23 protein-coding genes and 1 riboswitch are annotated in these 24110 nt (G+C 64.5%); of the genes, 9 read left to right on the top strand and 14 right to left on the bottom strand.

Annotation, left to right across the window (positions count from 1 at the left end; all coding sequences use genetic code 11):
* Positions 1 to 141: 141 nt before the first annotated feature.
* Positions 142 to 1584, top strand: coding sequence for an MFS transporter (locus FJ986_RS17625; protein ID WP_140631071.1), 1443 nt, complete (start codon positions 142 to 144; stop codon positions 1582 to 1584).
* 24 nt (positions 1585 to 1608) lie between these two features.
* Here the strand turns inward: FJ986_RS17625 and FJ986_RS17630 are convergent, their stop codons facing one another.
* Complete coding sequence (locus FJ986_RS17630) at positions 1609 to 2313, bottom strand: nitroreductase (RefSeq protein ID WP_181169597.1); 705 nt, start codon at positions 2311 to 2313, stop codon at positions 1609 to 1611.
* 224 nt (positions 2314 to 2537) lie between these two features.
* Here FJ986_RS17630 and FJ986_RS17635 point away from each other — a divergent pair, with 224 nt between their 5' ends.
* The 4 genes from FJ986_RS17635 to FJ986_RS17650 are packed head-to-tail and all read left to right on the top strand — an operon-like array spanning position 2538 to position 9201.
* Complete coding sequence (locus tag FJ986_RS17635; RefSeq protein WP_224681008.1) at positions 2538 to 3080, top strand: XRE family transcriptional regulator; 543 nt, start codon at positions 2538 to 2540, stop codon at positions 3078 to 3080.
* Positions 3081 to 3110: 30 nt separating this feature from the next.
* Positions 3111 to 5564, top strand: coding sequence for an FAD-dependent oxidoreductase (locus FJ986_RS17640; RefSeq protein ID WP_140631067.1), 2454 nt, complete (start codon positions 3111 to 3113; stop codon positions 5562 to 5564).
* The gene (locus FJ986_RS17645; protein WP_140656972.1) at positions 5564 to 6745 is read left to right on the top strand and encodes a pyridoxal phosphate-dependent aminotransferase; all 1182 of its coding nucleotides are present in this window, start codon (positions 5564 to 5566) and stop codon (positions 6743 to 6745) included. The genes FJ986_RS17640 and FJ986_RS17645 overlap by 1 nt, the downstream gene beginning before the upstream one ends.
* On the top strand, positions 6742 to 9201 hold the full coding sequence (locus FJ986_RS17650; RefSeq protein WP_140656970.1) for an FAD-dependent oxidoreductase: 2460 nt from the start codon (positions 6742 to 6744) through the stop codon (positions 9199 to 9201). Before FJ986_RS17645 ends, FJ986_RS17650 begins: the two co-directional genes overlap by 4 nt.
* 46 nt (positions 9202 to 9247) lie before the next feature.
* Here the strand turns inward: FJ986_RS17650 and FJ986_RS17655 are convergent, their stop codons facing one another.
* The 7 genes from FJ986_RS17655 to FJ986_RS17690 all read right to left on the bottom strand — a co-directional run bounded on the left by FJ986_RS17655 (position 9248) and on the right by FJ986_RS17690 (position 16093).
* Positions 9248 to 9835, bottom strand: coding sequence for an NAD(P)H-dependent oxidoreductase (locus FJ986_RS17655; protein ID WP_140656968.1), 588 nt, complete (start codon positions 9833 to 9835; stop codon positions 9248 to 9250).
* The gene (locus FJ986_RS17660) at positions 9835 to 10416 is read right to left on the bottom strand and encodes an NAD(P)H-dependent oxidoreductase (protein ID WP_140656966.1); all 582 of its coding nucleotides are present in this window, start codon (positions 10414 to 10416) and stop codon (positions 9835 to 9837) included. The genes FJ986_RS17655 and FJ986_RS17660 overlap by 1 nt, the downstream gene beginning before the upstream one ends.
* Before the next feature lie 286 nt (positions 10417 to 10702).
* Positions 10703 to 12106 (bottom strand): FAD-binding oxidoreductase, encoded by a 1404-nt coding sequence (locus FJ986_RS17670; protein WP_140675252.1) that lies wholly within the window; start codon positions 12104 to 12106, stop codon positions 10703 to 10705.
* Positions 12106 to 13407, bottom strand: a complete 1302-nt coding sequence (locus tag FJ986_RS17675; RefSeq protein WP_140675255.1) for a cytosine deaminase — start codon at positions 13405 to 13407, stop codon at positions 12106 to 12108. Before FJ986_RS17675 ends, FJ986_RS17670 begins: the two co-directional genes overlap by 1 nt.
* 4 nt (positions 13408 to 13411) lie before the next feature.
* The gene (locus FJ986_RS17680) at positions 13412 to 14260 is read right to left on the bottom strand and encodes an ABC transporter permease (protein ID WP_140675258.1); all 849 of its coding nucleotides are present in this window, start codon (positions 14258 to 14260) and stop codon (positions 13412 to 13414) included.
* Complete coding sequence (locus FJ986_RS17685) at positions 14247 to 15077, bottom strand: ABC transporter ATP-binding protein (RefSeq protein WP_140623229.1); 831 nt, start codon at positions 15075 to 15077, stop codon at positions 14247 to 14249. Before FJ986_RS17685 ends, FJ986_RS17680 begins: the two co-directional genes overlap by 14 nt.
* An 11-nt stretch (positions 15078 to 15088) precedes the next feature.
* The gene (locus tag FJ986_RS17690; protein WP_140495611.1) at positions 15089 to 16093 is read right to left on the bottom strand and encodes an ABC transporter substrate-binding protein; all 1005 of its coding nucleotides are present in this window, start codon (positions 16091 to 16093) and stop codon (positions 15089 to 15091) included.
* Between the two features lie 269 nt (positions 16094 to 16362).
* Between FJ986_RS17690 and FJ986_RS17695 the strand changes: the two genes are divergently transcribed.
* Positions 16363 to 16746: a RidA family protein gene (locus FJ986_RS17695; protein WP_140495610.1), complete on the top strand. Its 384-nt coding sequence runs from the start codon at positions 16363 to 16365 to the stop codon at positions 16744 to 16746.
* A gap of 54 nt (positions 16747 to 16800) precedes the next feature.
* Positions 16801 to 17604 carry a creatininase family protein gene (locus tag FJ986_RS17700; protein WP_140675261.1) on the top strand — a complete coding sequence of 268 codons (804 nt, stop codon included), beginning with the start codon at positions 16801 to 16803 and terminating at the stop codon, positions 17602 to 17604.
* Between the two features lie 2 nt (positions 17605 to 17606).
* Here the strand turns inward: FJ986_RS17700 and FJ986_RS17705 are convergent, their stop codons facing one another.
* Both FJ986_RS17705 and cobD read right to left on the bottom strand, forming a co-directional pair.
* Positions 17607 to 18116 carry a tyrosine phosphatase family protein gene (locus FJ986_RS17705; RefSeq protein WP_140675264.1) on the bottom strand — a complete coding sequence of 170 codons (510 nt, stop codon included), beginning with the start codon at positions 18114 to 18116 and terminating at the stop codon, positions 17607 to 17609.
* A complete protein-coding gene (gene cobD / locus FJ986_RS17710; RefSeq protein WP_140675267.1) occupies positions 18113 to 19159 on the bottom strand; it encodes a threonine-phosphate decarboxylase CobD in 1047 nt (348 codons plus the stop codon). The genes FJ986_RS17705 and cobD overlap by 4 nt, the downstream gene beginning before the upstream one ends.
* On the opposite strand from cobD, the gene cbiB reads away from it, so the two are divergent.
* Positions 19158 to 20126, top strand: coding sequence for an adenosylcobinamide-phosphate synthase CbiB (cbiB, locus tag FJ986_RS17715; RefSeq protein WP_140675269.1), 969 nt, complete (start codon positions 19158 to 19160; stop codon positions 20124 to 20126). The genes cobD and cbiB overlap by 2 nt on opposite strands.
* A 331-nt stretch (positions 20127 to 20457) precedes the next feature.
* Here cbiB and cobO read toward each other — a convergent pair whose 3' ends face one another.
* The 4 genes from cobO to FJ986_RS17735 are packed head-to-tail and all read right to left on the bottom strand — an operon-like array spanning position 20458 to position 22574.
* Entirely contained in the window at positions 20458 to 21072 is a 615-nt protein-coding gene (gene cobO / locus FJ986_RS17720) for a cob(I)yrinic acid a,c-diamide adenosyltransferase (protein ID WP_140555012.1), read from the bottom strand.
* A 1-nt stretch (position 21073) separates the two neighbouring features.
* The gene (gene cobU, locus FJ986_RS17725; protein ID WP_140675272.1) at positions 21074 to 21589 is read right to left on the bottom strand and encodes a bifunctional adenosylcobinamide kinase/adenosylcobinamide-phosphate guanylyltransferase; all 516 of its coding nucleotides are present in this window, start codon (positions 21587 to 21589) and stop codon (positions 21074 to 21076) included.
* Complete coding sequence (locus tag FJ986_RS17730; RefSeq protein WP_140675274.1) at positions 21582 to 22379, bottom strand: CbtA family protein; 798 nt, start codon at positions 22377 to 22379, stop codon at positions 21582 to 21584. The genes cobU and FJ986_RS17730 overlap by 8 nt, the downstream gene beginning before the upstream one ends.
* A 15-nt stretch (positions 22380 to 22394) precedes the next feature.
* Positions 22395 to 22574, bottom strand: coding sequence for a CbtB domain-containing protein (locus tag FJ986_RS17735; RefSeq protein WP_140495602.1), 180 nt, complete (start codon positions 22572 to 22574; stop codon positions 22395 to 22397).
* A gap of 35 nt (positions 22575 to 22609) precedes the next feature.
* Positions 22610 to 22806, bottom strand: a riboswitch (cobalamin riboswitch).
* A 133-nt stretch (positions 22807 to 22939) separates the two neighbouring features.
* Here FJ986_RS17735 and FJ986_RS17740 point away from each other — a divergent pair.
* On the top strand, positions 22940 to 24109 hold the full coding sequence (locus FJ986_RS17740) for an aromatic ring-hydroxylating dioxygenase subunit alpha (RefSeq protein WP_140559588.1): 1170 nt from the start codon (positions 22940 to 22942) through the stop codon (positions 24107 to 24109).
* Position 24110 lies beyond the last annotated feature (1 nt).

A 24110-nucleotide genomic window follows, 5' to 3' on the forward strand; every position in this document is an offset into this window, starting at 1 on the left:
TGGCATCAAGGCCGGCCGGCTCTGACGCTACAGCAATGCGCCGGCGGCCGTCATACTGGCATGACATGGCCGTCAAGCCGGTCCGAAGGGTAACAAAACCCGTCTCCAGAATCCGCGCATCCGTTTGGTTCGAATATCTCCATGACCGCAGAAATATCCGCCGGCGCCACCGATCGCGCCGATGTGCCAGCCAGAGCCCTGCTCCTGCTGCCGCTGACGGTCGCCTGCGGCGTGTTCATGACCAGTCTCGACCAGAATGTCGTGGTGACGGCGCTGCCCGGCATCAGCGAAAGCCTTGGCCGTCCACCGAGCCAGCTTGGCCTGCTGATCACGGTCTACGTCGCCAGCCTGATCATCTCGATGCCGCTCGGCGGCTGGGCCGCCGACCGCTTCGGCCTGCGCAACGTCTATTGCTTTGCGCTGCTGGTATTCGCCGCCTCGTCGGCGCTGTGCGGCCTATCGAACAATATCTGGACGCTGGTCGGCGCCCGCGCGCTGCAGGGCTTCGGCGGCGCACTGATGGGCACGCTCGGCCAGGTCGTCATCCTGTCGACCTTCCCTCGAAGCCGGACGCTGAAGATCAACATGTATATCTCGCTGGCCGGCCAGTCCGGGCCGCTGGTCGGTCCGCTCGTCGGCGGCGCGCTGACCACTTACATTTCCTGGCGCTGGATCTTCTTCATCAACGTGCCCTTCGCGCTGGCCGCGGCTGTCCTTGCCGCCTCGCTGTTTCCGACGGTGACCAAACCCGTGCGCACGCCGTTCGATTTCCCGGGCTTCCTGCTGGTCGGCAGCGGCATGGTCCTGCTTGTCTTCGGCATGGATTCGCTGGCGGCGAAAGATGCGGCCGCCGGCGTGATCGCGGCCGAGCTTGTCCTGGCGCTGGTCATCCTGACGGTCGCCTCGTTCTATTGCCTGCGCGTGCGCAATCCCCTGCTCGACCTCAAGCTCCTGCGCATCCGCACCTTCCGCATCTCCTTCCTCACCGGCGGCGGTCTGGACACGATCGGCCTCAGCTCCGTCGTCTTCCTGCTGCCGCTGATGTTCCAGCTCGGCTTCGGCATGAGCGCGGTACAGGCGGGGTCGCTGACCTTCGTCGCCGCGGTCGGGTCGGTGGTCATGCGTGTCTTCATGCCTCGCCTGCTCAACCGCTTCGGTTTCCGCCGCGTGCTGGTTTTCAACACGCCCGTCGTCGCGGCCATGGTTGCGGGCTTTGCCCTGATGCAGGCGACCACACCGGTGTGGATCGTGCTTGCCTACATCTTCATCTTCGGCGTCTTCCGCTCCGCGCAATGGGCGTCGACCGGCAACCTTGCCTATTCCGACATCGCGCCCGAGCAGCTCGCTCGCTTCAGCGCGCTCTATTACATATTGTGGCAACTGGCGGTGGCGATCAGCGTCGGCCTGGCCGCCGCTGCACTATCGTTTCTGGCCGGCGGCGGCCCGGCCGTCGCCAATCACTTCCGGATACTGTTCGTGATCGAGGGTGTCATCACGCTGTGCGCGCTATCAGCCTATCTCAAGCTGACGCCGCAGGATGGCGCCCATGTCAGCGGCCATGGCGCCCAGATGAACACGGAATAGCGGATGTCGCAGCGCAGCAGCGGCCTACTCGCTGAACGTCACCCATTCCTCCAGCGGCACGCGGTCGGTTCGGAAGGCGTTTTCGGGCTTCGACGTATCTTCATAACCGAGCGCCATGCCGCAGACGACGATCTCCTCGTCGGGAATGCCGAGCACCGGCCTGATCTGCCGGTGATAGGGCGCGAACGCCGCCTGCGGACAGGTGTGCAGGCCCCTGCCCCGCGCGGCAACCATGATGTTCTGCAGGAACATGCCGTAGTCGATCCAGGAACCCTGGTTAAGCCGGCGGTCGATGGTGAAGATCATGCCGACCGGCGCGTCGAAGAAGACGAAGTTGCGGTCGTGCTGGGCACGCATCTTGTCGACCTCGCGGCGACCGATGCCGAGCGCGCCGTAGAGCCCGAAACCGTTGGCGCGGCGGCGGGTCAGGTAGGGTTCGAAGAACTGCGTGGGATAATAGCGATATTCGTCCCAGTCGGCCTTTTCAGCACGGATGCCGGAATTCAGGATGGCATCCGATATCCGCTGCTTGGTGTCGCCCTTGGTGACATAGACCCGCCATGGCTGCATATTGGTGCCGGAAGGGGCGCGTGCCGCGACCGCCAGTATGTCGCGGATCGTATTGTCGTCGACCATGTCAGGCAGAAAAGCGCGCACCGACCGGCGCGATACGATCGCGTCGTCGACGATCTCGGCATCGGCCGTGATTCGAGCCTTCTTTTCAAGCATGGGCCGTCCCTTACCCTGTGTCCCGATCGGACGTCCCCATTCGCCGTTCGCGGCCGAGCCTTTGCATGAACCGCCAAAATCGCGCAAGCAATTCTTGTGCACCTGTGAAAATCCGCTTGATTTTTTCACCGCACCGGCATCTCATGAAATTTAATCGGATTTTTTCACGAGGACGCGGTTTGCCTCCAGCTACAGCGAAAGCATTGCAGGGAAATTACGAGCGATTGCTGGCCAGCGACATCAGGGCGTTGCGCAAGGCGCGTGGGCTGACGCTCGCCGAGATCGCCCTGAAACTCGGCCGGTCGGTCGGCTGGGTCAGCCAGGTCGAACGCGGCCTGTCGACACCGTCGCTCAGTGATCTCAGGGCCTTTGGCGAACTGTTCGGCGTACCGGTCAGCCTGTTCTTCGGCCACGACGTTCCCATTGAAAGCGAGCGCGGCGCGGTCGTGCGGGCCGGCAGCCGCCGCACCCTTGGCACAAGCGAATCCGGCCTCATGGAGGAGCTTCTGTCGCCTGATCTCGGCGGTAGCTTCGAGATGCTGCGTTCCGTCTTCGCGCCGGGCGCTGAGCTCAAGAGCGAGGCGCGCCGGCCAACCGAAGAGGCTGGATATGTCGTGTCGGGGACGTTCGACATCGAAATATCGGGGACATGGCACCGGCTCGGCGAAGGCGATTCCTTTCGCTTCGAGGGCAAGCCATTCCGCTGGCGCAATCCGGGAATGGAGCCGGCGGTCGTCATCTGGGTGGTTTCGCCGCCAGTTTATTGAATGAAATTGGACCAAGGGTTGGAGAAGAACATGGCCGGTTTGCCGAGCACGGCACGCGTGGTGATCATCGGAGGCGGTGTCGTCGGCGCCTCCTCGCTCTACCATCTCGCCAAGGCGGGCTGGACCGACTGCGTTCTCCTTGAAAAGAATGAACTCACCTCCGGCTCGACCTGGCATGCCGCCGGTAACGTGCCGACCTTCTCCTCGTCCTGGTCGCTGATGAACATGCAGCGCTATTCGACCGAGCTCTATCGCGGGCTGGCCGAGGCCGTCGACTATCCGATGAACTACCATGTCACCGGCTCCCTGCGGCTTGCCCACACGCAAGAGCGCATGCAGGAGTTCCAGCGCGCCAAGGGCATGGGCCGCTACCAGGGCATGGACATCGATATCGTCGGCACGGACGAGATCAAGCGCCGCTATCCCTTCATCGAGACGCATGAGCTGGAAGGCGCCCTCTACGACCCGAGCGACGGCGACATAGACCCGGCGCAGCTGACCCAGGCGCTGGCCAAGGGCGCGCGCGACATGGGTGCCCGGATCATACGCTTCTGCCCGGTGACAGGCGTGCGCCGCGAAAGGGACGAATGGGTGGTCGTGACGCCGCAAGGCGAGATCCGCTGCGAGATCGTCGTCAACGCCGCCGGCTACCGTGCCGCCGAAGTTGGAAAAATGTTCGGCCGCGAGGTGCCGATGATGGTGATGAGCCATCAGTACATATTGTTCGAGGAGATCCCCGAGCTCGCCGCATGGTCGAAGGAACAGGGCAGGAAGCTGCCGCTGCTGCGTGACGTCGACACTTCCTACTATCTGCGCCAGGAAAAGAACGGCATGAATCTCGGCCCCTATGAGCGCAATTGCCGCGCGCATTGGGCGGGTCACAACGATCCGATGCCGGAGGATTTTTCCTTCCAGCTTTTCCCCGACGATCTCGACCGGCTGGAACATTATCTGGCAGACGCCGTCGCCCGCGTGCCGATCCTGGGCACCGCCGGCCTGTCCAAGGTCATCAACGGCCCGATCCCCTATGCGCCGGACGGCAATCCGCTGATCGGGCCGATGCCGGGCGTCCCCAATGCGTTCGAGGCCTGCGTCTTCACCTTCGGCATCGCGCAAGGCGGCGGTGCAGGCAAGGTGTTGGCCGAATGGGTCACGCAAGGCCAGACCGAATGGGACATGTGGTCTTGCGACCCGCGCCGCTTCACGTCCTTCGCTTCGGCTCCGGATTACTGCGTTGCCAAAGGCATGGAGATCTACGGCAACGAATACGCCATCCAGTTTCCGCGCCATGCCTGGCCGGCGGGACGCGACAGGAAATTGTCGCCGATCCATGATCGCATGAAGGCGTTCGGCGCGCGCTTCGACGCCTATAATGGCTGGGAGCGCGCCACCTGGTATGCGCAGGATGGCGACGACGTCTCGGAGGAAGCAACGCTCACCTTCCGCCGCGACGGGCCGTGGCAGCACCGCGTGCGCGAGGAATGCCTGGCCGTCCGCGACGCCGCCGGCATCCTCGACCTGCCGGGTTTTTCGCGCTTCAACCTCGAAGGTCCGGGCGCCGCCGAATGGCTTAGCCGGCAAGTGACCGGCCTCGTGCCGAAGCCCGGCCGCATCGGTCTCGTCTATTTCTCCGACGACAAGGGCCGCATCGTCACCGAAATGTCGGTGGTGCGCCACGGCGAGGAATCCATGACGCTGATCACCGCGGCGGTGGCGCAATGGCATGATTTCGAATGGCTGAAATCGCACATGCCCGTGGACGCGACTTTCAAGCTGATCGACCGGACCGAGGAATTCTCCACCCAAATCCTGGCCGGACCCAAGTCGCGGGAAATCCTCGCCGCCGTCTGTGAGGCCGACCTGACCTTGCCGTGGCTCACGCATCAGGAAACCAAGATCGCCGGGCGCTGGGCGAAGCTGGTCCGCGTCTCCTTCGCCGGCGAACTCGGCTGGGAAATCCACACCAGGGTCGACGACACCGCCGCCGTTTTCGACACCATCTGCGCGGCGGGACAGCCGCACGGCCTGAAACCATTCGGCATGTACGCGCTGGATTCGTTGCGGCTTGAAAAGGGCTATCGCACCTGGAAAGGCGACCTCTCGACCGACTACTCGATCCTGCAAGGCGGGCTCGAGCGGTTCGTCAAATGGGACAAGCCCGAGTTCCGCGGCAAGGCGGCGCTCCAGAACGAGAAGCAGCAGGGCGTCAAGAAGCGCTTCGTCACGCTGGTGGTCGAAAACCCCGGCGATTGCGACGCCCCCTACATGTCGACGCTGTGGCATGACGGCCAGATCGTCGGCGAGACGACGTCGGGCGGCTGGGGCCATCGCGTCGGCAAGTCGATCGCGCTCGGCATGCTGCGTGCCGATCTGGCGGAGCCCGGCACCGCCGTGGAGATCGAGATCTTCGGCGACCGTTTCAAGGCGGTCGTGCAGAACGATGAGCCTTTGTGGGATCCGAAAAACGAAAGGTTGAGAGCCTGATGCCAAAACCATCATCGCGCATTTCAGGCATCGTGCCGTCGGGCAAGGATGGCTGGGAAGTCCATTTCGCCGCGTGGGCCCGCAAGGAAGCCGGCGAGGACATCATCATGCTGTCGGTCGGCGATCACGATTTCGACACACCTTCCGAAACGATCGAGGCCTGCGTGACCGCGGTTCGCGGCAGCAATCACCACTATACCCCTTTGCCCGGCCTGCCGCGCCTGCGCAAGGCGATGGCGGCGGCCTCGGTCGCCTGCACGGGCGTCGGGACGACGCCGGACCAGGTCATCGCCACGCCGGGCGGCCAGGCGGCGCTCTACGCCGCCGTGCAGGCCGTGCTCGACCCGGGCGACCACGCCATCGTGGTCGCGCCATACTACGCGACCTACCCCAACACCTTCAGCGCCGCGGGCGCGACCTTCACGGTTGTCGAGACGCCGGCCGAGGACGGTTTCCAGCCCCGCGCCGACATGATCCGCGCGGCACTTCGGCCGAACACACGCGCCATCCTGATCAACACGCCGAACAACCCGACCGGAGCCGTCTATTCGCGCGAACGGCTGGAACAGCTGGCCGAGGTCTGCCGCGAGCACGATTTGTGGCTGCTGTCCGACGAAGTCTATTGGACGCTCGGCGGTGGCGAGCACATCTCGCCGCGTTCCCTGCCCGGCATGGCCGAGCGCACGCTGGTCATCAATTCCATGTCCAAGAGCCACGGCATGACCGGTTGGCGCATGGGCTGGCTGACCGGCCCCAGCGAGATGATCTCGCTGCTGACCAACCTCAATCTGGTGACGACCTACGGCCTCCCGGCCTTCATCTCGATCGCTTGCACCGAGGCGCTGGAGAAGGGTTATGGCGTGAAGGAAATCGCCGAACGCTATGCGGCGCGACGCGCCGTCCTGCTCGACGCCGTGCGCGGCATGAACGATGTCGGCGTGCGCGGCTCCGAAGGCGGCATGTATGTCATGCTCGACATATCGGCCGTCGAATCCGACGACGAGAAATTCGCCTTCGCCTTCCTCGACAACGAGAAGGTCGGCGTCATGCCCGGCTCCAGTTTCGGCGAGGCCGCGGCCGGACATATCCGCGTCAGCCTGTGCCAGCCGGAACCCGTCTTGCGGGAAGCAGCGCTCCGGCTGCGCCGCTTTGTCTCCAGCTACCGCCGCGAGGCCGCATGAACACCCCTTCCCCCAGAACCATTCCCGCCAAGGCAAGAGCCGTCATCATCGGCGGCGGCGTTTCGGGCTGCTCGGTCGCCTATCACCTGGCCAAGCTCGGCTGGACCGACATCGTCCTTCTGGAGCGCAAGCAGCTGACCTCGGGCACGACATGGCATGCCGCCGGCCTGATCGGCCAGTTGCGCGGCTCGCAGAACATGACGCGGCTGGCGAAATATTCGGCCGACCTCTACGTCAAGCTGGAAGCCGAGACCGAGGTCGGCACCGGCATGCGCCAAGTCGGCTCGATCACCGTCGCGCTGACCGAGGAGCGCAAGCACGAGATCTACCGTCAGGCGTCACTCGCCCGCGCCTTCGATGTCGACGTGCGCGAGATTTCGCCCAGGGAAGTCAAGGAGATGTACCCGCATCTCAACGTGTCCGACGTCGTCGGCGCCGTGCATCTGCCGCTTGATGGCCAGTGCGACCCCGCCAACATCGCCATGGCGCTGGCGAAGGGCGCGCGCCAACGCGGCGCCACCATCGTTGAAAATGTGAAGGTCACCAAGGTCCACACCAAGGCAGGCCGCGTCACCGGCGTGTCCTGGGCGCAGGGTGAAGAGCAAGGCACGATCGAGACCGACATCGTCGTCAACTGCGCCGGCATGTGGGCGCGCGAACTGGGCGCCCAGAACGGCGTCACCATCCCGCTGCACGCCTGCGAGCATTTTTACCTCGTTACCGAGCCGATCCCGGGGCTGAGCCGCCTGCCGGTGCTGCGCGTGCCCGACGAGTGCGCCTATTACAAGGAAGATGCCGGCAAGATGATGCTCGGCGCCTTCGAGCCAGTGGCCAAGCCGTGGGGCATGGATGGCATCCGTGAGGATTTCTGCTTCGACCAGTTGCCCGAGGACATGGACCATTTCGAGCCGATCCTGGAAATGGGCGTCAACCGCATGCCGATGCTGGCCACCGCCGGCATCCATACTTTCTTCAACGGCCCCGAAAGTTTTACGCCCGACGACCGCTACTATCTCGGCGAGGCGCCGGAACTGCGTGGCTACTGGATGGCGACTGGCTACAATTCTATCGGCATCGTCTCGTCAGGCGGCGCCGGCATGGCGCTGGCACAGTGGATCAACGACGGCGAGGCACCGTTCGACCTGTGGGAAGTCGACATCCGCCGCGCCCAGCCTTTCCAGAAGAACCGCCGTTACCTCAAGGAGCGCGTCTCCGAAACGCTCGGCCTGCTCTATGCCGACCATTTCCCCTATCGCCAGATGGCGACGTCGCGCGGCGTGCGCCGTTCAGCCCTGCATGAGCATCTGAAGGCGCGCGGCGCCGTGTTCGGCGAGGTCGCCGGCTGGGAGCGCGCCAACTGGTTCGCGCGCGAGGGACAGGAGCGCGAGTACCGCTATTCCTGGAAGCGGCAGAACTGGTTCGACAACCAGCGCGAGGAGCACCTCGCCGTCCGCAACAAGGTCGGCCTGTTCGACATGACCTCGTTCGGCAAGATCCGCGTCGAAGGCCGCGACGCCTGCGCCTTCCTGCAAAAACTCTGCGCCAACAACATAGACGTGGCGCCGGGCAAGATCGTCTATACGCAGATGCTCAACCGGCGCGGCGGCATCGAGAGCGATCTCACGGTGTCGCGCCTGTCGGACACCGCCTATTTCCTCGTCGTGCCCGGCGCCACGCTGCAGCGCGACCTTGCCTGGCTGCGCAAGCACGTGACAGATGAGTTCGTCGTCATCACCGATGTAACCGCAGCCGAAAGCGTTCTCTGCCTGATGGGCCCGGATGCGCGAAAGCTGATCCAGAAGGTCAGCCCCAACGACTTCTCCGACGAGAACAATCCGTTCGGCACGTTCCAGGAGATCGAGATCGGCATGGGCCTCGCCCGCGCCCACCGTGTCACCTATGTCGGCGAACTCGGCTGGGAGCTCTATGTCTCGACCGACCAGGCGGCCCACGTCTTCGAGGCGATCGACGCGGCCGGCGCCGATGTCGGCCTCAAGCTGTGCGGGCTGCATGCGCTCGATTCCTGCCGCATCGAAAAGGCTTTCCGCCATTTCGGTCACGACATCACCGACGAGGACAATGTGCTGGAAGCCGGCCTCGGCTTCGCGGTGAAGACGGCCAAGGGCGATTTCATCGGCCGCGACGCGGTGTTGAAGAAGAAGGAAGCCGGGTTGAGCCGCCGGCTGATCCAGTTCCGGCTGAAGGACCCGCAGCCGCTTCTCTTCCACAACGAGGCGATCCTGCGCGACGGCAAGATCGTCGGTCCGATCACCTCAGGCAATTACGGCCACCATCTCGGCGGCGCGATCGGGCTGGGCTATGTGCCCTGCCAGGGCGAGACCGAGGCGGATGTGCTGGCCTCGTCCTATGAGATCGAGATCGCCGGCGAGCGGTTTGCGGCGGAGGCATCGCTGAAGCCGATGTATGATCCGAAGGCGGAACGGGTGAAGATGTAGCGCGGTTTTCCCTTCTCCCCTTGTGGGAGAAGGGAAAAACGCCCCCTCAAAACCGCTCCAGCTTCGCCCGCACCTTCGCCAGAAACGCGGCTCTCGTCTTCGGCGTCGAGGCGTCCATCAGATAGTGCGCCAGGAAGAAGGTCCGGCAGCGCGTGGCGCACAGCGCGCGCATGCCGCGCAGCAAGGTCTTGCGCCCGGGCTGGCCGACGACGACGCTCCACCATGTCGGCGCGCCGCAGGTGGTGATGACGCCAACCTTGGTCACATGCCGCATCAGCGACTTGATCCGCCCCTTGCCGGCCGGCAGCTTGAAGGCGACGTCCGTCGCCCACACCCGGTCGAGCCAACCCTTCAGCATCGCCGGCAGCCCGTACCACCAGGTCGGATAGACGAAGAGGATCGCCTCGGCCCAGTTGAGCAGCTCGAAATGCGGCTTCAGCGCAAGGTCCTGCGGCGCCTGGTTGTTGTAGAAACGCCGTTCCTCGCAGCTCATCACCGGATCGAACTTCTCGGCGTAGAGGTCGAGCAGCCGCACCTCCCAGCCCTTTCGCATCAGCACCTCCACGGCGGTGTCGCGGATAGCGGCGCAAAAACTCTCCGGCACCGGATGGCAATAAACCACCAGCGCGCGCATCAGAATCTGTCCATGCTGGCCGTGACCTTGGCCAAGAACGCCTTGCGCGTCTCGTCGCTCGAAATGTTCATCGAATAATGCGCCAGATAGGAAACCGAAGCGCCCGGCTTTACCGTGGCGCGCAGTACGCGCTTGACCAGTTTGCGCGGCGGGTCCCCCATCAGCATGGCGCGGAACCGGGTGCCGCCATAGGTGGTGACCGCCGCGATCTTCCTGATGTTGTGCAGCGACGGCTGCGCCTTGCCGTCGACCAGCTTGAACGACACGCCGGGCAGGAAGACGCGGTCGAAGAACCCTTTCAGGATTGCCGGAAAGCCGTAGTTCCAGACCGGATAGGAAAGCACCAGCGCATCGGCGCGCAGCAGGCGTTCGACATACGGCGCCGCAGGGTCGGCGGAGCCGCGCGGATTGTGGTAGTCCAGCCGCTCCTGGCGAGAGAGCCGCGGATCGAAATCCTCTGCATAGAGGTCGCAGTCGTCAATCGCATGGCCGGCAGCCGTCAGTCGCTCGACGATCGTCCGGTGCAGGCCGGCATTGAAGCTGGTTTCGACCGGATGGGCGTGGACGACGAGGATGTTCATGGCGGAGCATTGCCTGGGTCAGCGCGAGGCACCCCCCTCTGCCCTGCCGGGCATCTCCCCCGCAAGGGGGGAGATCGGATTATCTCCCTGCTTTCGCCAATTGTCAGCGCGGCAGGTTGGCGGCAGCGCTTAAGCTGCCGATCTCCCCCCATGCGGGGGGTGAGGAGTGGTCCGCGCAGCGGACGGGAAGCCAATTTCTTGGCTTTCCGAGCGACGAACGCCCGAAGCGACAGCGAAGGGCCCGGGCCGGCAGGCCAGAGGGGGGTGTTCAAGCGCGAGCCTCTCCTCATCCCGTCCTCTGCAGCCCCTTGAACAGAAAAGTTCGTCCCGAACGGTAGTCATAATCCGGGTTTTCCCAGGCGATCATCTTGCCGGGATTGAGCAGTCCTTGCGGGTCGGTCTCGCGCTTGAAGGCGAGTTGCACCGCATCGGTCTGCTTCATGCCGCCCTCTTCCAGCGTGTAACGATGCGGGTTGAAGATCGGGCAGCCATTCTCTTCATGCAGGCGGATGATCTCGTCGAGCCGCGCCTCGGTGGTGAATTTGATCAGCGGCAGGCCGAAGCAGGTGATGTTGCCATCCAGCCGCACGAACTCCAGATGCGAGAACACTTCGCCCGGAAACATCGCGTCCATTTTCTCGACCAGCGCCAGCTGGTTGGGAAAGGGATAGAGCGACTGCAAATAGGTGATGTCGGGGTCGACCCGCAGCGCCCTGAGCGTCGTGTGGTTCCAGGCCAGCTCATAGGCCGGCGGCAGACCCTTTTTCTCCTCCGGCGTCGCCGTCGCGGCATTGAAGACCACCTCGCCTCCAGCCCGCCGCGTGAAAGCGAGAAAGGCGTCCAGCCCATGCCGCGCCACCATGACGACGCAGATGCTCTGCCCATCCTTCAGGAATTTCTGGTGCCGTTTGAAATAGAGCTGCGGCACCGGTGCCGCGATCGGCGTGATCAGCTTGGTCAGGATGCCGTCCTGGCAGGCCAGCGCGTTGCCGTAGCGCGCCGCATTCATGAAGGCGTCGAAGCCGACAATGATGTCGATCCACTCATAGGCCGCGGTCAGCGGCATCTCGACTTCGGTGATGATACCGTTTGTGCCGTATGCATGCGTCACCTTGTGCAGATCCTCGCCGGTGAGTTCGAGCGCCCTCGGCTCGGCCTCCATGGTTACCACGCGCAGGCGCAGCACATTGCCGAAATCACGCAAGCCGCCGAAATTGATCGAACCGACGCCGCCCGAACCGCCGGCGATGAAGCCGCCGATCGAGGCGGTGTTGTAGGTCGAGGGTGAGAGCCGCAGTTCCTGCCCTGAATGCGCCCGCGTTGCCTTGTCGATGTCGGCCAGCACCGCGCCCGGCCCGGTCACCACGCGCCCCGGCGCGATCGACTTGATCTCGTTCATCTCGGCGAGGTTGAGCACCACGCCGCCCGAGAGCGGCATCGCCTGGCCGTAATTGCCTGTGCCGCTGCCGCGCGGCGTCACCGGCACGCCATGCCGGTGGCAGGCGGCAAGCACGCGGATCAGCTCGGCCTCGTTCTTGGGTGTCACGACTAGGTCGCCGGTGACGTGATCGAGCTGCTGCTTCAGCACCGGGCTGTACCAGTAGAAATCGCGGCTTTTCTGCTGGACGATGGCCGGATTGTCGTCGAGTTTTATCCCGTCGAGATCGCGTTTCAGCGCGGCGATATCCATCAGTCCACCATCAGCTCGTCGAGTTCGGCATAGTCGGGCAATTGCCGGTCGATTGCGCGCCCGGCGCGCACAACGATGCGATCCGATTCGGGCCGCGACAGCAATTCCGTCCAGCTGCGGCCCTTGAAGACAATGAAATCGGCATCCCCGCCGGCGGCAAGCGTGCCGAAACCATCGAGCCGCATCACATCAGCCGGCGTTGCCGTGACGGCCTGCGGCCAATCGGCGACCGGATGATCGAAATGCAGGATGCGCGTCGCCATGCGGTAGACCTCCAGCATGTCGAGATCGCCATAGGCATAGAACGGATCGCGGGTATTGTCGGAAGCGACCGCGACCGGAATGCCCCTCGCCTTCATCTCGTGCAGCATCGTCACCCCGCGCCAGCGCGGCGTAGTCTGATCGCGCCGCCGATCCTGCAGATAGAGATTGCACATCGGCAGCGAGACGATCGCCAGCCCGGCTTTCGCCACCTTGTCCAGAGTGTCCAGCACGTCGAGGTCCGGCTGGCGCGCCAGCGAACAGCAGTGGCCGACGAGGATCTTGCCCTCGAAGCCGCTCCATAGCGACGCCTCGGCGATCTTCTTCAGCGAGATCGCCGCGACGTCGTCGGTCTCGTCGGCATGGAAATCGAGGTCGAGGCCATGCTTGACGGCTTGGGAGAAGACATGGTCGAGCAGTTCTTCCAGATCCGGCACCATGTAGGTGACGACGCCAAGCACGCCCTTGGCGGCGGCCACCCTTTTGGCCAGCCTGTCGAACCAATTCTTGTCGCGCACGCCCTCGACGCCAATCAGGCAGGCGCCCTGCAACTCGATGCGGCCGCGCCACCTCTCGCGCATCGTCTCGAACACCGGCCAGGAGATTTCCTCCTGCGGCGGGACACTGTCCAGATGCGTGCGCAGTGCTTTGGTGCCATGCGCGTAGGCGCAGCGCAGCGAGAAATCCATGCGCCGCGCCACGTCCTCGGCACTCCAGCGGTCAGTGCGGTCGGCACCTGTGGCATTCAGCGCCCCGATGAAAGTGCCGTCAGGATTGGGTTTTCGCGGCCAAATATGGCCCTTGTCGATATGGGTGTGGCAATCGATGAAGCACGGCAGCAGAATCCGCCCGCCGAGGTCGATCGCATCGGCAGGTGCGTTCGATCTGCCAGGAACAGCAATGCTGGAAATCTTGCCGTCGCCCACCGCGATGTCGGCAAGTGCGAAACCGTCGCCGTCGAAGGGCGCGGCAAGGCCAGGCGTGACGGACCGATGAACGCGTGCGTTGGCGAGCCGGTATGAACCTGTGTTTGGAATCAAGGCGCTACCGCTCCTGCTTCAGCGCGCTCTCGTGCCAGCGCCGTAAGATGAGATGCGAAATCAACGACAGCACGAGGAAGATCAGGATGCCGGTCAGCGAGATCAGGAACAGCGCCGCGAAGAGCCTGGGCGCGTTCAGCCGGTAGCCGGCCTCGATGATGCGCGAGGCGAGGCCCGAAGACTGGCCGGTGGCGCCGGCGACGAACTCGGCCACCACCGCGCCGATCAGCGACAGGCCGCCGGCGATCTTCAGCCCGCCGAGGAAATACGGCATCGCCGCCGGCAGCCTGAGATAGCGCAATTGCTGCCAGCGCGTTGCGCCGTTGAGCTTGAACAGGTCGCGCAGATTGCGGTCGACCGAGTTCAGGCCGAGGGTGGAGTTGGAGAGGATCGGAAAGAAGGCGACGATCCAGGCGCAGAGCAGAAGCTTGGTCGTCTGGTTGTCGACATAGATGTTGATCAGCGGGAAGATGGCCACGATCGGCGTCACCTGCAGCACGATGGCGAAGGGAAAGAACGACATCTCCACCCATTTCGACTGCGCGAACAGCACCGCCAGCCCGACGCCGCCGATGACGGCAAGGAGGAGACTGAGGAAGGTGATGCGCAGGGTGACCAGCAGTGCGGAGAACAGCAGGCCGGCGTCGTTGTAGAGCGTTGCCAGCACCACACCGGGACGCGGCAGGATGTATTGCGGAATTTCATTCCACACGCAGATACGGTCCCACAGCCAGATCGCCAGGATCATGATCGCCAGCGGCAGAACCCAGCGGCCGATCCGCTCGAGCCGCTCCTGGCGCGCGCGGCGTGCTTCCTCGGGGTCGAGTTTCAATGCACCGTCAAGGGTCGTCATGATGCGAGCCTGCAATTGAATTGATGGCCTTGGCCAGCACGTCGGACGTCTGCCGGCACAGCGCCGCATAATCGGGGGAGGTGCGAAAGGCCTCGTCGCGCGGATAGGCCGCATCGATGGCAAGCTCGTCGAAGATCCTGCCTGGCCGCGCCGCCATCACGACAACCCTGTTGGACAAAAACACGCTTTCGAAGACGCTATGCGTGACGAAGACGACGGTGAAGCGCTCGTCCTGCCACAACTCCAGCAGATCGTTGTTGAGCTTGAAGCGGGTGATTTCGTCGAGGGCCGCGAACGGCTCATCCATCAAAAGCACGCGCGGTTTGGTCACCAGGGCCCGTGCGATCGAGACGCGCATCTTCATGCCGCCCGACAGTTCGCGCGGCACCGCGTTCTCGAAACCGGTGAGATGAACCCTTGCCAGCATCTCGGTCACCACCGGTGCCGCCTTGGCGCGGCTGACGCCCTTCAGCCTAAGCGGCAGCCAGACATTGTCGAAAACGCTGGCCCAGGGCAGCAATGTCGGCTCCTGGAACACGAAGCCGATGTTCGAGCGGTCGAGCGAACCGCCCGCACGCCAGTCGAGCATGCCGGAGGTCGGCGTTGACAGGCCAGCGATCAGCCGCAGCGCCGTCGACTTGCCGCAGCCGGACGGCCCGAGCAGGCTGAGGAAATCCCCTTCCCGGATCGTCAGGTCGACGTCGGCGAGCGCCGTCACGCCATTGGAAAAGACCTTGCCGACGCCCCGCAGCGCCAACAATGCCGGAGCCGTGTCGGACCCGTTCGCCGGCGCCTGCGCTACCTGTTCCCGCATCATGCTGGGACGGCCTATTTCTTCAGCTCGAGCCCGACGCCCTTGTTGACGAAGGCCAGCGTGTAGGCTTTCGTGATGTCGATGCCGGCGGGCGTGACCTTGGCCTTGACCATCTTGTCGTAAAAACTCTTGATCCGCGCCTCGTTCATGGCGCCGATGCCGAGCTTCTCGGTGTCGCCGGAATCGGCTAGGCCGAACTTCTTCATCTGCTCGATTGAGAAAGCGATCTGCTCATCCGTCATGTCAGGATTGTCTTTCTTGATCATGTCGTTGGCGGCCTTGTTGTCGCCGTAGAGATATTTGTACCAGCCCTTGGCCGAGCCATCGACGAAGCACTGGACCACCTCCGGCTTCTTGTCGATGGTGTCCTGCATCACCTCGATCGTCGTCGAATAGGTGTCCCAGCCATAGTCGGCGAGCAGGAACTGGTTGGGCACGAAGCCGCCTTCCTTTTTGACCGCGAACGGCTCGGACGTGACATAGCCTTGCTGGATCGACTTCTTGTTGGCGAGGAAGGGAGCAGTGTTGTAGGTGTAGGGCACGCGCTTGGCCGCGTCGAAGCCGAGCTCGATGATCATCCACTGGAAGAAGGTCTGCGCGCCCTCGTCACCCAGAATGTACTGCTCGGCGTTCTTCAGGTCCTCCCATTTGTCCAGCCCCTCGCCGGGATGGGACATGATGACCTGCGGATCCTTCTGGAAGTCCGCCGCCACCACGCGCATCGGAATGCCTTGCTGGACGGCGTCGAAGGCCGACAGCAGGTTGCCGCCCATGTAGAAATCGATCTTGCCGGCCAGGAGCATCGGCCGGCCGCTGACCTGCGGGCCACCCTGCATGATGGTGACGTCGAGGCCGCAGGCGGCATAGGTGCCGTCGGCCACGGCCTGGTAGTAGCCGCCATGTTCCGGCTCGGCCAGCCAGTTGGTGCCGAAGGTGACTTTTTCATTTGCCGCGGCACCAAGCGTGCTCGCTGCAAGCACGGCCACCGCCGCTACCGACATCTTCAGTTTTCCGTACATCGACACCACCACCCTTTGTTTGCTCCGGCGCGCCACGCGCCAGGCTCGACACCAGAGATTCAAGAAGCAAGACACATGCCACCGGCGTCTCGCGCCGGGACCCGCCCGCCTGCACCACAGCCATCTGCGAACGCCGGAAAGGTCGTGCTGCACCGGAGGCATCGTGCCTATTTTTTAAACGCCTGTCCACAATCGCACCGGCGACATGCACCGCCATCTTGAAGCTGTGATGAATCCAGTCTTAGGCTGGCGGTATCCAGGAGATTGCCATGTTCAAGTTCCTCACCCCGAAGTCGATCAAGCCGCCTTTTGCCCGCTACAGTCACGGCGTCGAAGTGCCCCCGGGCAAGCGGCTGGTGTTGTGTTCAGGCCAGGTCGCGATCACGGCGGACGACCAGATCCCCGAAGACGCCGGCGCCCAGGCCGAGCTTTGCTTCAAGAACATCGCCGCGATCCTCGGCGAGGCGGGGCTGGGGCTCGGCGATATCGTTCGCATCAACGCCTATGTCACCGACCGCGCGCATCTGAGACCCTATATGGATGTTCGCGACCGGCTTTTTTCGAACCCCGCGCCGGCCTCGACCCTGATGATCGTCAGCGGATTTGCCCGGCCTGAATTCAAGGTCGAGGTCGAGGCCATCGCGGCCGGGTGATCGACACGCCGTGTATCTCGCGCTAGGTCTCACCGTTCATCGAAGAGGCATGACATGACCGTAGCAAAAAGACGTGTGTGGTGGGGTGACTATCGGACCACCGAATATGCCTCGATCGATCCCGAAGCGACGATCGCCGTACTGCCGGTGGCGGCGATCGAGCAGCATGGACCGCATCTGCCTGTCTCGACCGACACCTCGATCATGAACGGCATGCTCGACACGGTGATCGCCCGCCTGCCCGACGATCTCGACATCCGCATCCTTCCGGTCCAGGCGGTGGGCAAATCGAACGAGCATCTTCACGCGCCGGGCACGCTTACTTTGCCGGCAACGGCGCTGGCGGACGCCTGGACCGAGCTTGGCGTGTCGATTGCGCGGGCAGGCGTGCGCAAGCTGGTCGTCGTCAACTCGCATGGCGGCAACGAGGAGATCATGGGCATCGTCACGCGCGAATTGCGGGTGCGCGAAAAGATGCTGGCGCTGAAGACCAGTTGGCAACGCTTCGGCCGCCCGGCCGGCATGTACACCGAACTCGAGGACCGCCACGGCATCCATGGCGGCGACGTCGAGACCTCGCTGATGCTGCATTTCCGGCCGGATCTCGTCGACATGGCCAGGGCCGACAATTTCGTGTCCAATGTCGCCAAGGCCGAGAAGGAATTCGCGCTGCTGCGGCACACCGGCACCCACGCCTTCGCCTGGATCGCCAGCGATCTCAACCCGAACGGCGTGGTCGGCGACGCCAGCATTGCCACGGCTGAAAAAGGTCGGCTGACAGCGGAACATCAGGCTGATGGTTTCGTCAGCCTGCTTAGGGACGTACGCAAGGCGAAGCTCGCCGATTGGTTGAAGTAGCCCTACATATCGATCTTCAGTTCGAACGGTGTGCCTTCAAAGGCATCGGCGCCGCGCCCGATCGCTTCGATTGCCGCGATCATGCGGCCGCCTCGACCAAGCAGCGCGTCGGCCACCGCGATCAGCCGCGGATTTGGCGTCGCCGAAGGCGACAGCGTCCGCAACGTCCGGGCCAGCTCGGCCTCGTCGCGTTTCGGCGCCAGCGCGGCAGCGATGATATAGGCGGAGGCTGTCGAGCGGCTGATGCCGGCATAACAGTGAACGACCATCGGCCTTGCGCGGTCCCAGCGGCGCGCGAAATCGAGCAGATTGCGCACATGCTCCTCGCCCGGCATGGTCATGCCATCCTGCGCCGCCGCGATGTCGTGCATGACCAGGTGCAGATGGTTTTCCCTCATGATCGAGGCCGGGCGGAGCACATCGGTGCCGGCGGCCAACAGCGACAGCAGCCGCTCGGCGCCGGTCCTCGCCACCGTTTCCTCGACCTTTGCCAGCGAGCAGACATGGATCATGGTTTGATACCTTCCGCTCGATCCTCGCGCCGGGCCGCCCATTCGGCAAGGGCGGATTCAAGCCGCAGCCACTCCTCCCCGTTCCCCGGCAGGCCGGCCCGCAGGACATGCGGGCGGTCGGTGAAATGGCGAAGCAGGATGCCGCGTTCCCCAAGCACAGAAAACAAGCCGGCGGCATCCGACAGCCTGAGATAGCGGAACAATGTGGTGCCGCCCGCGGCAGGCACGCCGAAACGACCGAACAGCCCGTCGAGCCGAGCCGATACCTCCGCCAGCGACGCGCGCATCGCGTCCTGCCAGCCGATATCGGCAAGTGCGCGAATGCCATATTCGAGCGCCGGGCCGGCGACGGCCCAAGGTCCGAATTGCGTTTCCAGCCGTTGGGCCGTCGGCGCATCGGCAAGCGCGAATCCAAGCCGCAGGCCGGCCAGCCCAAAAAACTTGCCGAAAGAACGCAGCACGACGATGCCGCCCTGGCCGACATCGCCGGCAAGGCTGTGTTCGCGCGGGCCGACATCCATGAACGCCTCGTCGACGACCAGCAGCCCGCCCTTGGCGCGCAAACCGGCGGCCAGCGCCAGCAGCCGGTCGCGCTCGACGATGCGCCCATCCGGGTTGTTCGGGTTGACCACGACGGCAAGGTCGGCATCCGCCAGATCAGCGAAATCGCTGACTTCGATCACCTCGTGCCCCGCGATCGCCGCCGCGCGGGCATGTTCGGCATAGGTCGGCCCTAGAACGAGCGCCCTGCCCGGCGCGACCAGCGATGCCACGCGCGGCAGCAGGATCTGCGTACCGGGCGCAGCGACGACATTGGCTGGCGAGGGCGCACCATAGCTACTGGCTGCGATCGCCGTCAGCTCACGCGCCCGCCCCGCTTCCGGCAATCGCGACAGCGAGGTGGCGGGCAGCTCGAAAAGCGGGTAGGAGTGCGGATTGATTCCGGTCGAGAGGTCGACGAAAGGCTGGGGGGCGTTGGGGAAAAGCGCCCTTGCCCGGCCGAGACTTCCACCATGGTCCACCGCTCCTTCAAGAAGCTTCATGTCAGTCCTGATCGCTTTCCTGTCATTGGCCATCGAATCCGCGCTGGGCTACCCCGACTGGCTGTTTCGCGCCATCGGCCATCCCGTGACGTGGTTTGGCTGGCTGATATCCTTTCTCGATCGCAGGCTCAACCGCGCCACTGATCCCGACGCACTGCGTCGCCAACGTGGTGTCCAGGCGCTTCTGGTCATCGTGCTGGTGCCGGCGCTAATTGGCCTGTGCGTGCAGATCCTGCTCTGGTTCATTCCCCTGGGACTGTTCATCACCGCCCTTCTGGCAACATCGTTCCTGTCGCAGCGGAGCCTTTATGAGCATGTCGAGGCCGTCGCCGATGCGCTCGACTCGGGCGGCCTCGACATGGGCCGCGCCGCCGTCTCGCGCATCGTCGGCCGCGATCCCGAAACCCTCGACAGGGCCGGCGTCTGCCGCGCGGCGATCGAGAGCCTGGCCGAGAATTTTTCCGACGGCATCGTTGCCCCCGCCTTCTGGACGGGCGTCGGCGGCCTCGCCGGCGGCGCCGCCTACAAGGCCGCCAACACCGCCGATTCGATGATCGGCCATCGCACGCCGCGCCACGAAGCATTCGGCAGGGCAGCCGCACGCTTCGACGATTGGATCAACCTGCCGGCGTCGCGGCTGACGGCGTTGCTCATCACCTTGGCGGCTTTCCTGGTGAAAGGCGCCGACGCGAAAGCCGCATGGCAGGCGGTGCGGCGCGACGCGAAAAAGCACCGCTCGCCCAATGCCGGCTGGCCGGAGGCGGCGATGGCCGGCGCACTTGGCCTGGCGCTCGCCGGGCCGCGCAGCTATGGCGGCGTAACGGTCGACGACGCGTTCATGGGCGAAGGCGGCCGGCGCGAAGCCGACAGCATCGACATAAGGCGGGCGCTGAAACTCTACCGCGTCGCCGACTGCCTGTTGATCGCGCTGTTCGGCGTGGTTTCGGCGATCGTCATTCTGGCATGATCTCACCCCCCCGTGAGTTCTCTCCCGAAGGGGAGGAAGGGAGCCGGGCTGCAACAGGTTCGCGCCTTTCCTCTCCCCCGTCGATCGGGGGAGAGGTGGCTCGGCGAGCCGAGACGGAGTGGGGGTCGACGAGCTCGGCAGTCGCGTTTCTCGCACCCGCCGGGTTGCGCCTGCCTGTCTGCGGACCGCGCGTTCGATAACCGCCTTCCCCCAATCCGTCGCTGCTTCGCAGCGCCACCTTTCCCCCCTCCGGAGGGAAAGGAAGTGAGCCCTGCTGGAAGCGTTTGGCGACCAGACTTGAATGCTCATCCACAAAAGGGGACAACAGCTCTCAAAACTCCACCCCCTGCTGCGCCTTCACGCCCGCCGCGAAATGGTGCTTGGTCAGCCCCATCTCGGTCACCAGGTCGGCCGCCTCGACCAGCGCCGGCTTGGCGTTGCGACCGGTGACGACGACATGCAGGCCCTCGCGGCGCGCTTTCAGCGCGACAACCACCTTGTCCAGATCGAGATACTCGTAGCGCAGCGCGATGTTGAGTTCGTCGAGCACGACGAGACTGATCGACGGATCGGCCATCAGCTCCAGCGCCTTGGCCCAGGCGGCCTCGGCCGCCGCGATGTCGCGCTTCAGATCCTGTGTCTCCCAGGTGAACCCCTCGCCCATCGCGTGCCAGACGACGCGGTCGCCGAAGGCGGCGAAGGCCTCCTTCTCACCCGTATGCCATTTGCCCTTGATGAACTGGACGACGCCGACGCGCTTGCCGTAGCCGAGCATCCGCAGCGCCAGGCCAAAGGCAGCCGTGGTCTTGCCTTTGCCCGGGCCGGTGTTGACGATCAGCAGCCCCTTTTCGACCGTCTTGCTCGCCACCTCGGCGTCTTGGACCGCCTTGCGCTTGGCCATCTTGGCGCGGTGGCGCTCTTCGTCCTTTTCGTCGATGTCGGTCATGTCACTTCACCTTGAGCGGCAGCCCCGCCACCATCAAAAGCACGGTCTCGGCAATCGCCGCGACCTGCTGGTTGAGCCGGCCGGCGGCGTCGCGGAACCGGCGCCCCAGCGCATTGTCGGGCACGATGCCTTGCCCGACCTCGTTGGATACCACGAACCAGGGTCCGCGCGGCCGCGACAGCATGTCAGCCAGCCGCCGACATTCGGCCTCTACATCATGATCGGCCAGCATGTGATTGGTCAGCCAGAGCGTCAGGCAGTCGACAAGGACCGGCTGGTCCTCCGGTAGGGCCTCGAGTGCACCGACAAGGCCAAGCGGTGCATCGATGGTCGTCCAGCCCTCGCTGCGCCGCGACCGGTGCAACGCGATGCGCTGCCGCATCTCGTCGTCATAGGCTTGCGCCGTGGCGATGTAGGTCCATGGCGAAGGCAAGGCCGTCATCAGCGTTTCGGCGTGCGCGCTCTTGCCGGAGCGCGCACCGCCGATGATGAAGGTCAGTCTTCCGCGATCAGGCAAAGCTGTCGCGCAGGCTCGTCGCGCTGCCGGTGAAGCGTCCGCGCACCACGCCGACGACAGCGCCGAGCACGAGCCAGAACACCAGGTTGGTTACGGTTACCGCCACCACGAACTGATGGTGCAGGCCTTCCGGAATCGGCGTCTCGAAACTGTCCGGCTGCGGCGCGCCGACAATATGCGGCGCGACGATCAACACCACGCCCAGAATCGCCAGCGGCAGTGATTTGCGGAAGGCGATCAGGGCAAGGCCGATCGCCGTCGCCGCCACCGTCGCCGTCCACCATGTCTGGCGTGGCAGAAGCTCGGCGGCAGGCATGGCCGGCAGTTCCGGCGGCAGGCCGAGGCCCGGCGCCAGCGTGAACACGGCAAAGCCGGCCAGTCCCCAGAACACGCCCTGGCGCCAGTTGCCGATGCCGCCGGCGAATTCCGAAACCGCGACCAGGACCAGCGCGAAGCCGATGCCGGTGACGATGTTGGCAAGCACGCTGAAGGCGAAGCGCTCGAAGCCGTCGGCCGGCGCCCAGCCTTCCTCTTCAGCCGGAACAGCTTCAGCGGCTGCCGGCGCGGCGGAGCTCATGGCATTGCCCGCCGGGGCGGCAGAGTTCATGGCGTTGTTGTCGGTCGGGGCCGGTGCGGTATGGTCGTGGTGGTGGCCGCCGCCGGCCTGTTCGTAGACTTCCGCCTTCAGGATCAACGGCACGGTGGCATAGGCCTGCATGCAGGCGAGAACGACACCTGCCACGAGCCCTGCGATCGCCGCGATGAACACGACGTTGCGAAACAGGTTCATGATGTCAAATCCCTATCAGTGGCAGGGAAACGCCATCGAGTGGCGATAGTCGTGCGCGGCATTGTGGACCGCGTCGATATGCGAGAAACCGACAAAGCCTACGACGAAAACGCCGAGCAGCGCCGCGAGCGCGAGCTGCAGGAGGCGCGACTGCGAGGAGATGGAGGCGCCGAGGGAGACGGAAGCGGTATTCATGTCTTGTCCTTTCACCCTCCACCCGAGGGCATCGAAGTCAGTTTCCTGTCGCCGGCAGGTCTCCTGGCTCGCGGATCAGCGCCCTTCCCCACCTTCCCGAAGAAAATCTTCAGTGGCATATGGAGAGGACTACCGCACACAGTTGCGGGGGCAGCCACGGCATTGGGCAACAAATCTGCCCGCACCGCATTCCCTCTTGGCTCCAATCGGAACCGACGACGAAGGTGACTATAAGGAAAATCGCCGCATCCGGCAAACCAAATTCCGACGGCGACAAGCGCTTTAGCGCCGTCCGGCCGCTTGCTCCGCTGCAATTGACAATTTCCGTGGCCGGGTGTCGGCTGCCATCTCACAGGAGGCCAGCCATGCAGCCCGTCCAGAGCCAGCACGCCCCCTATAACGGCCTCACCCGGGCCGAGCCGACATTGCCGTCGTCGGCCTATTGGGATGCGGCGGCCTACCAGCGCGACCTCGACGCCATCTGGTACAGGAACTGGCTGCTCGTCTGCCGTGAAGCTGATCTCGCCCAACCGCTGGCTTTCCGCACCTTCCGCGTCGGCACCCAGGAGATCGTCGTGCTGCGTGACGATACCGGCGAACTGCGCGCCTTCCACAACACCTGCCGGCATCGCGGCTCGCAGCTTTGCCAGGAACGCGAGGGCCGGCTGAAGGCGCGGCTGATCACCTGCCCCTACCACGCATGGTCCTATTCGCTGCGCGGCGATCTCGTGCGCGTGCCATCGAAAACGCTGCCCGAAGGTTTCGACAAGGCGGACCATCCGCTCTATCGCGTCGCGCTGTCGGTCTGGCGCGGCTTCGTCTTCGTCAATCTCGCGGAAGATGCCGCCGGCTCGGCGCACTCATCCTTCGACCCGGCCTCAGGCGATCTCGGCAACTGGCCGCTGGAATCGCTGGTATCGGGCCATGTGCTGCGCAAGGTGATGAACTGCAACTGGAAGATCTTCTGGGAAAACTTCAACGAATGCCTGCATTGCCCCGGCGTCCACAAGGACCTGTCGCGGCTGGTGCCGATCTATGGTCGCGGCCTGATGGGCCGGCATGACGACCCCGAATGGACCCGCCATGCCGACAATGACGCGCCGGAATTTTCCGGCGGGCTGCGGGCGGGTGCCGAAACATGGTCACGTGACGGCCAGGCGCATGGGCCGGTCTTTTCGGGCCTGACGCCGGCCGAGCACGCCGCCGGCCAGACCTACGCCACCAGCCTGCCCTCGATGTTCATCGTCGGCCACGTCGACTATGTCAGGTCCGTACGGCTGGTGCCGCTTGGCCCCGAGCAGACCGAATTGACCGCCGAATGGCTGTTCGCGCCTGACGCGCTCGCCGCCACCGACATCGACAACATCGTCGGCTTCGGCACCCAGGTGCTGGAGGAGGATGCCGCGATCTGCGAGGTCAACCAGAAAGGGCTGCGCTCCATGCGCCATAAGGCCGGCGTGCTGATGCCGGAGGAGTACGACCTCCACCGCTTCCACGATTGGGTACGCGAACGACATGCTGCGCTTGTGCCGTAAG

The sequence above is a fragment of the Mesorhizobium sp. B1-1-1 genome (assembly GCF_006442955.1).
Lineage (GTDB): Bacteria > Pseudomonadota > Alphaproteobacteria > Rhizobiales > Rhizobiaceae > Mesorhizobium.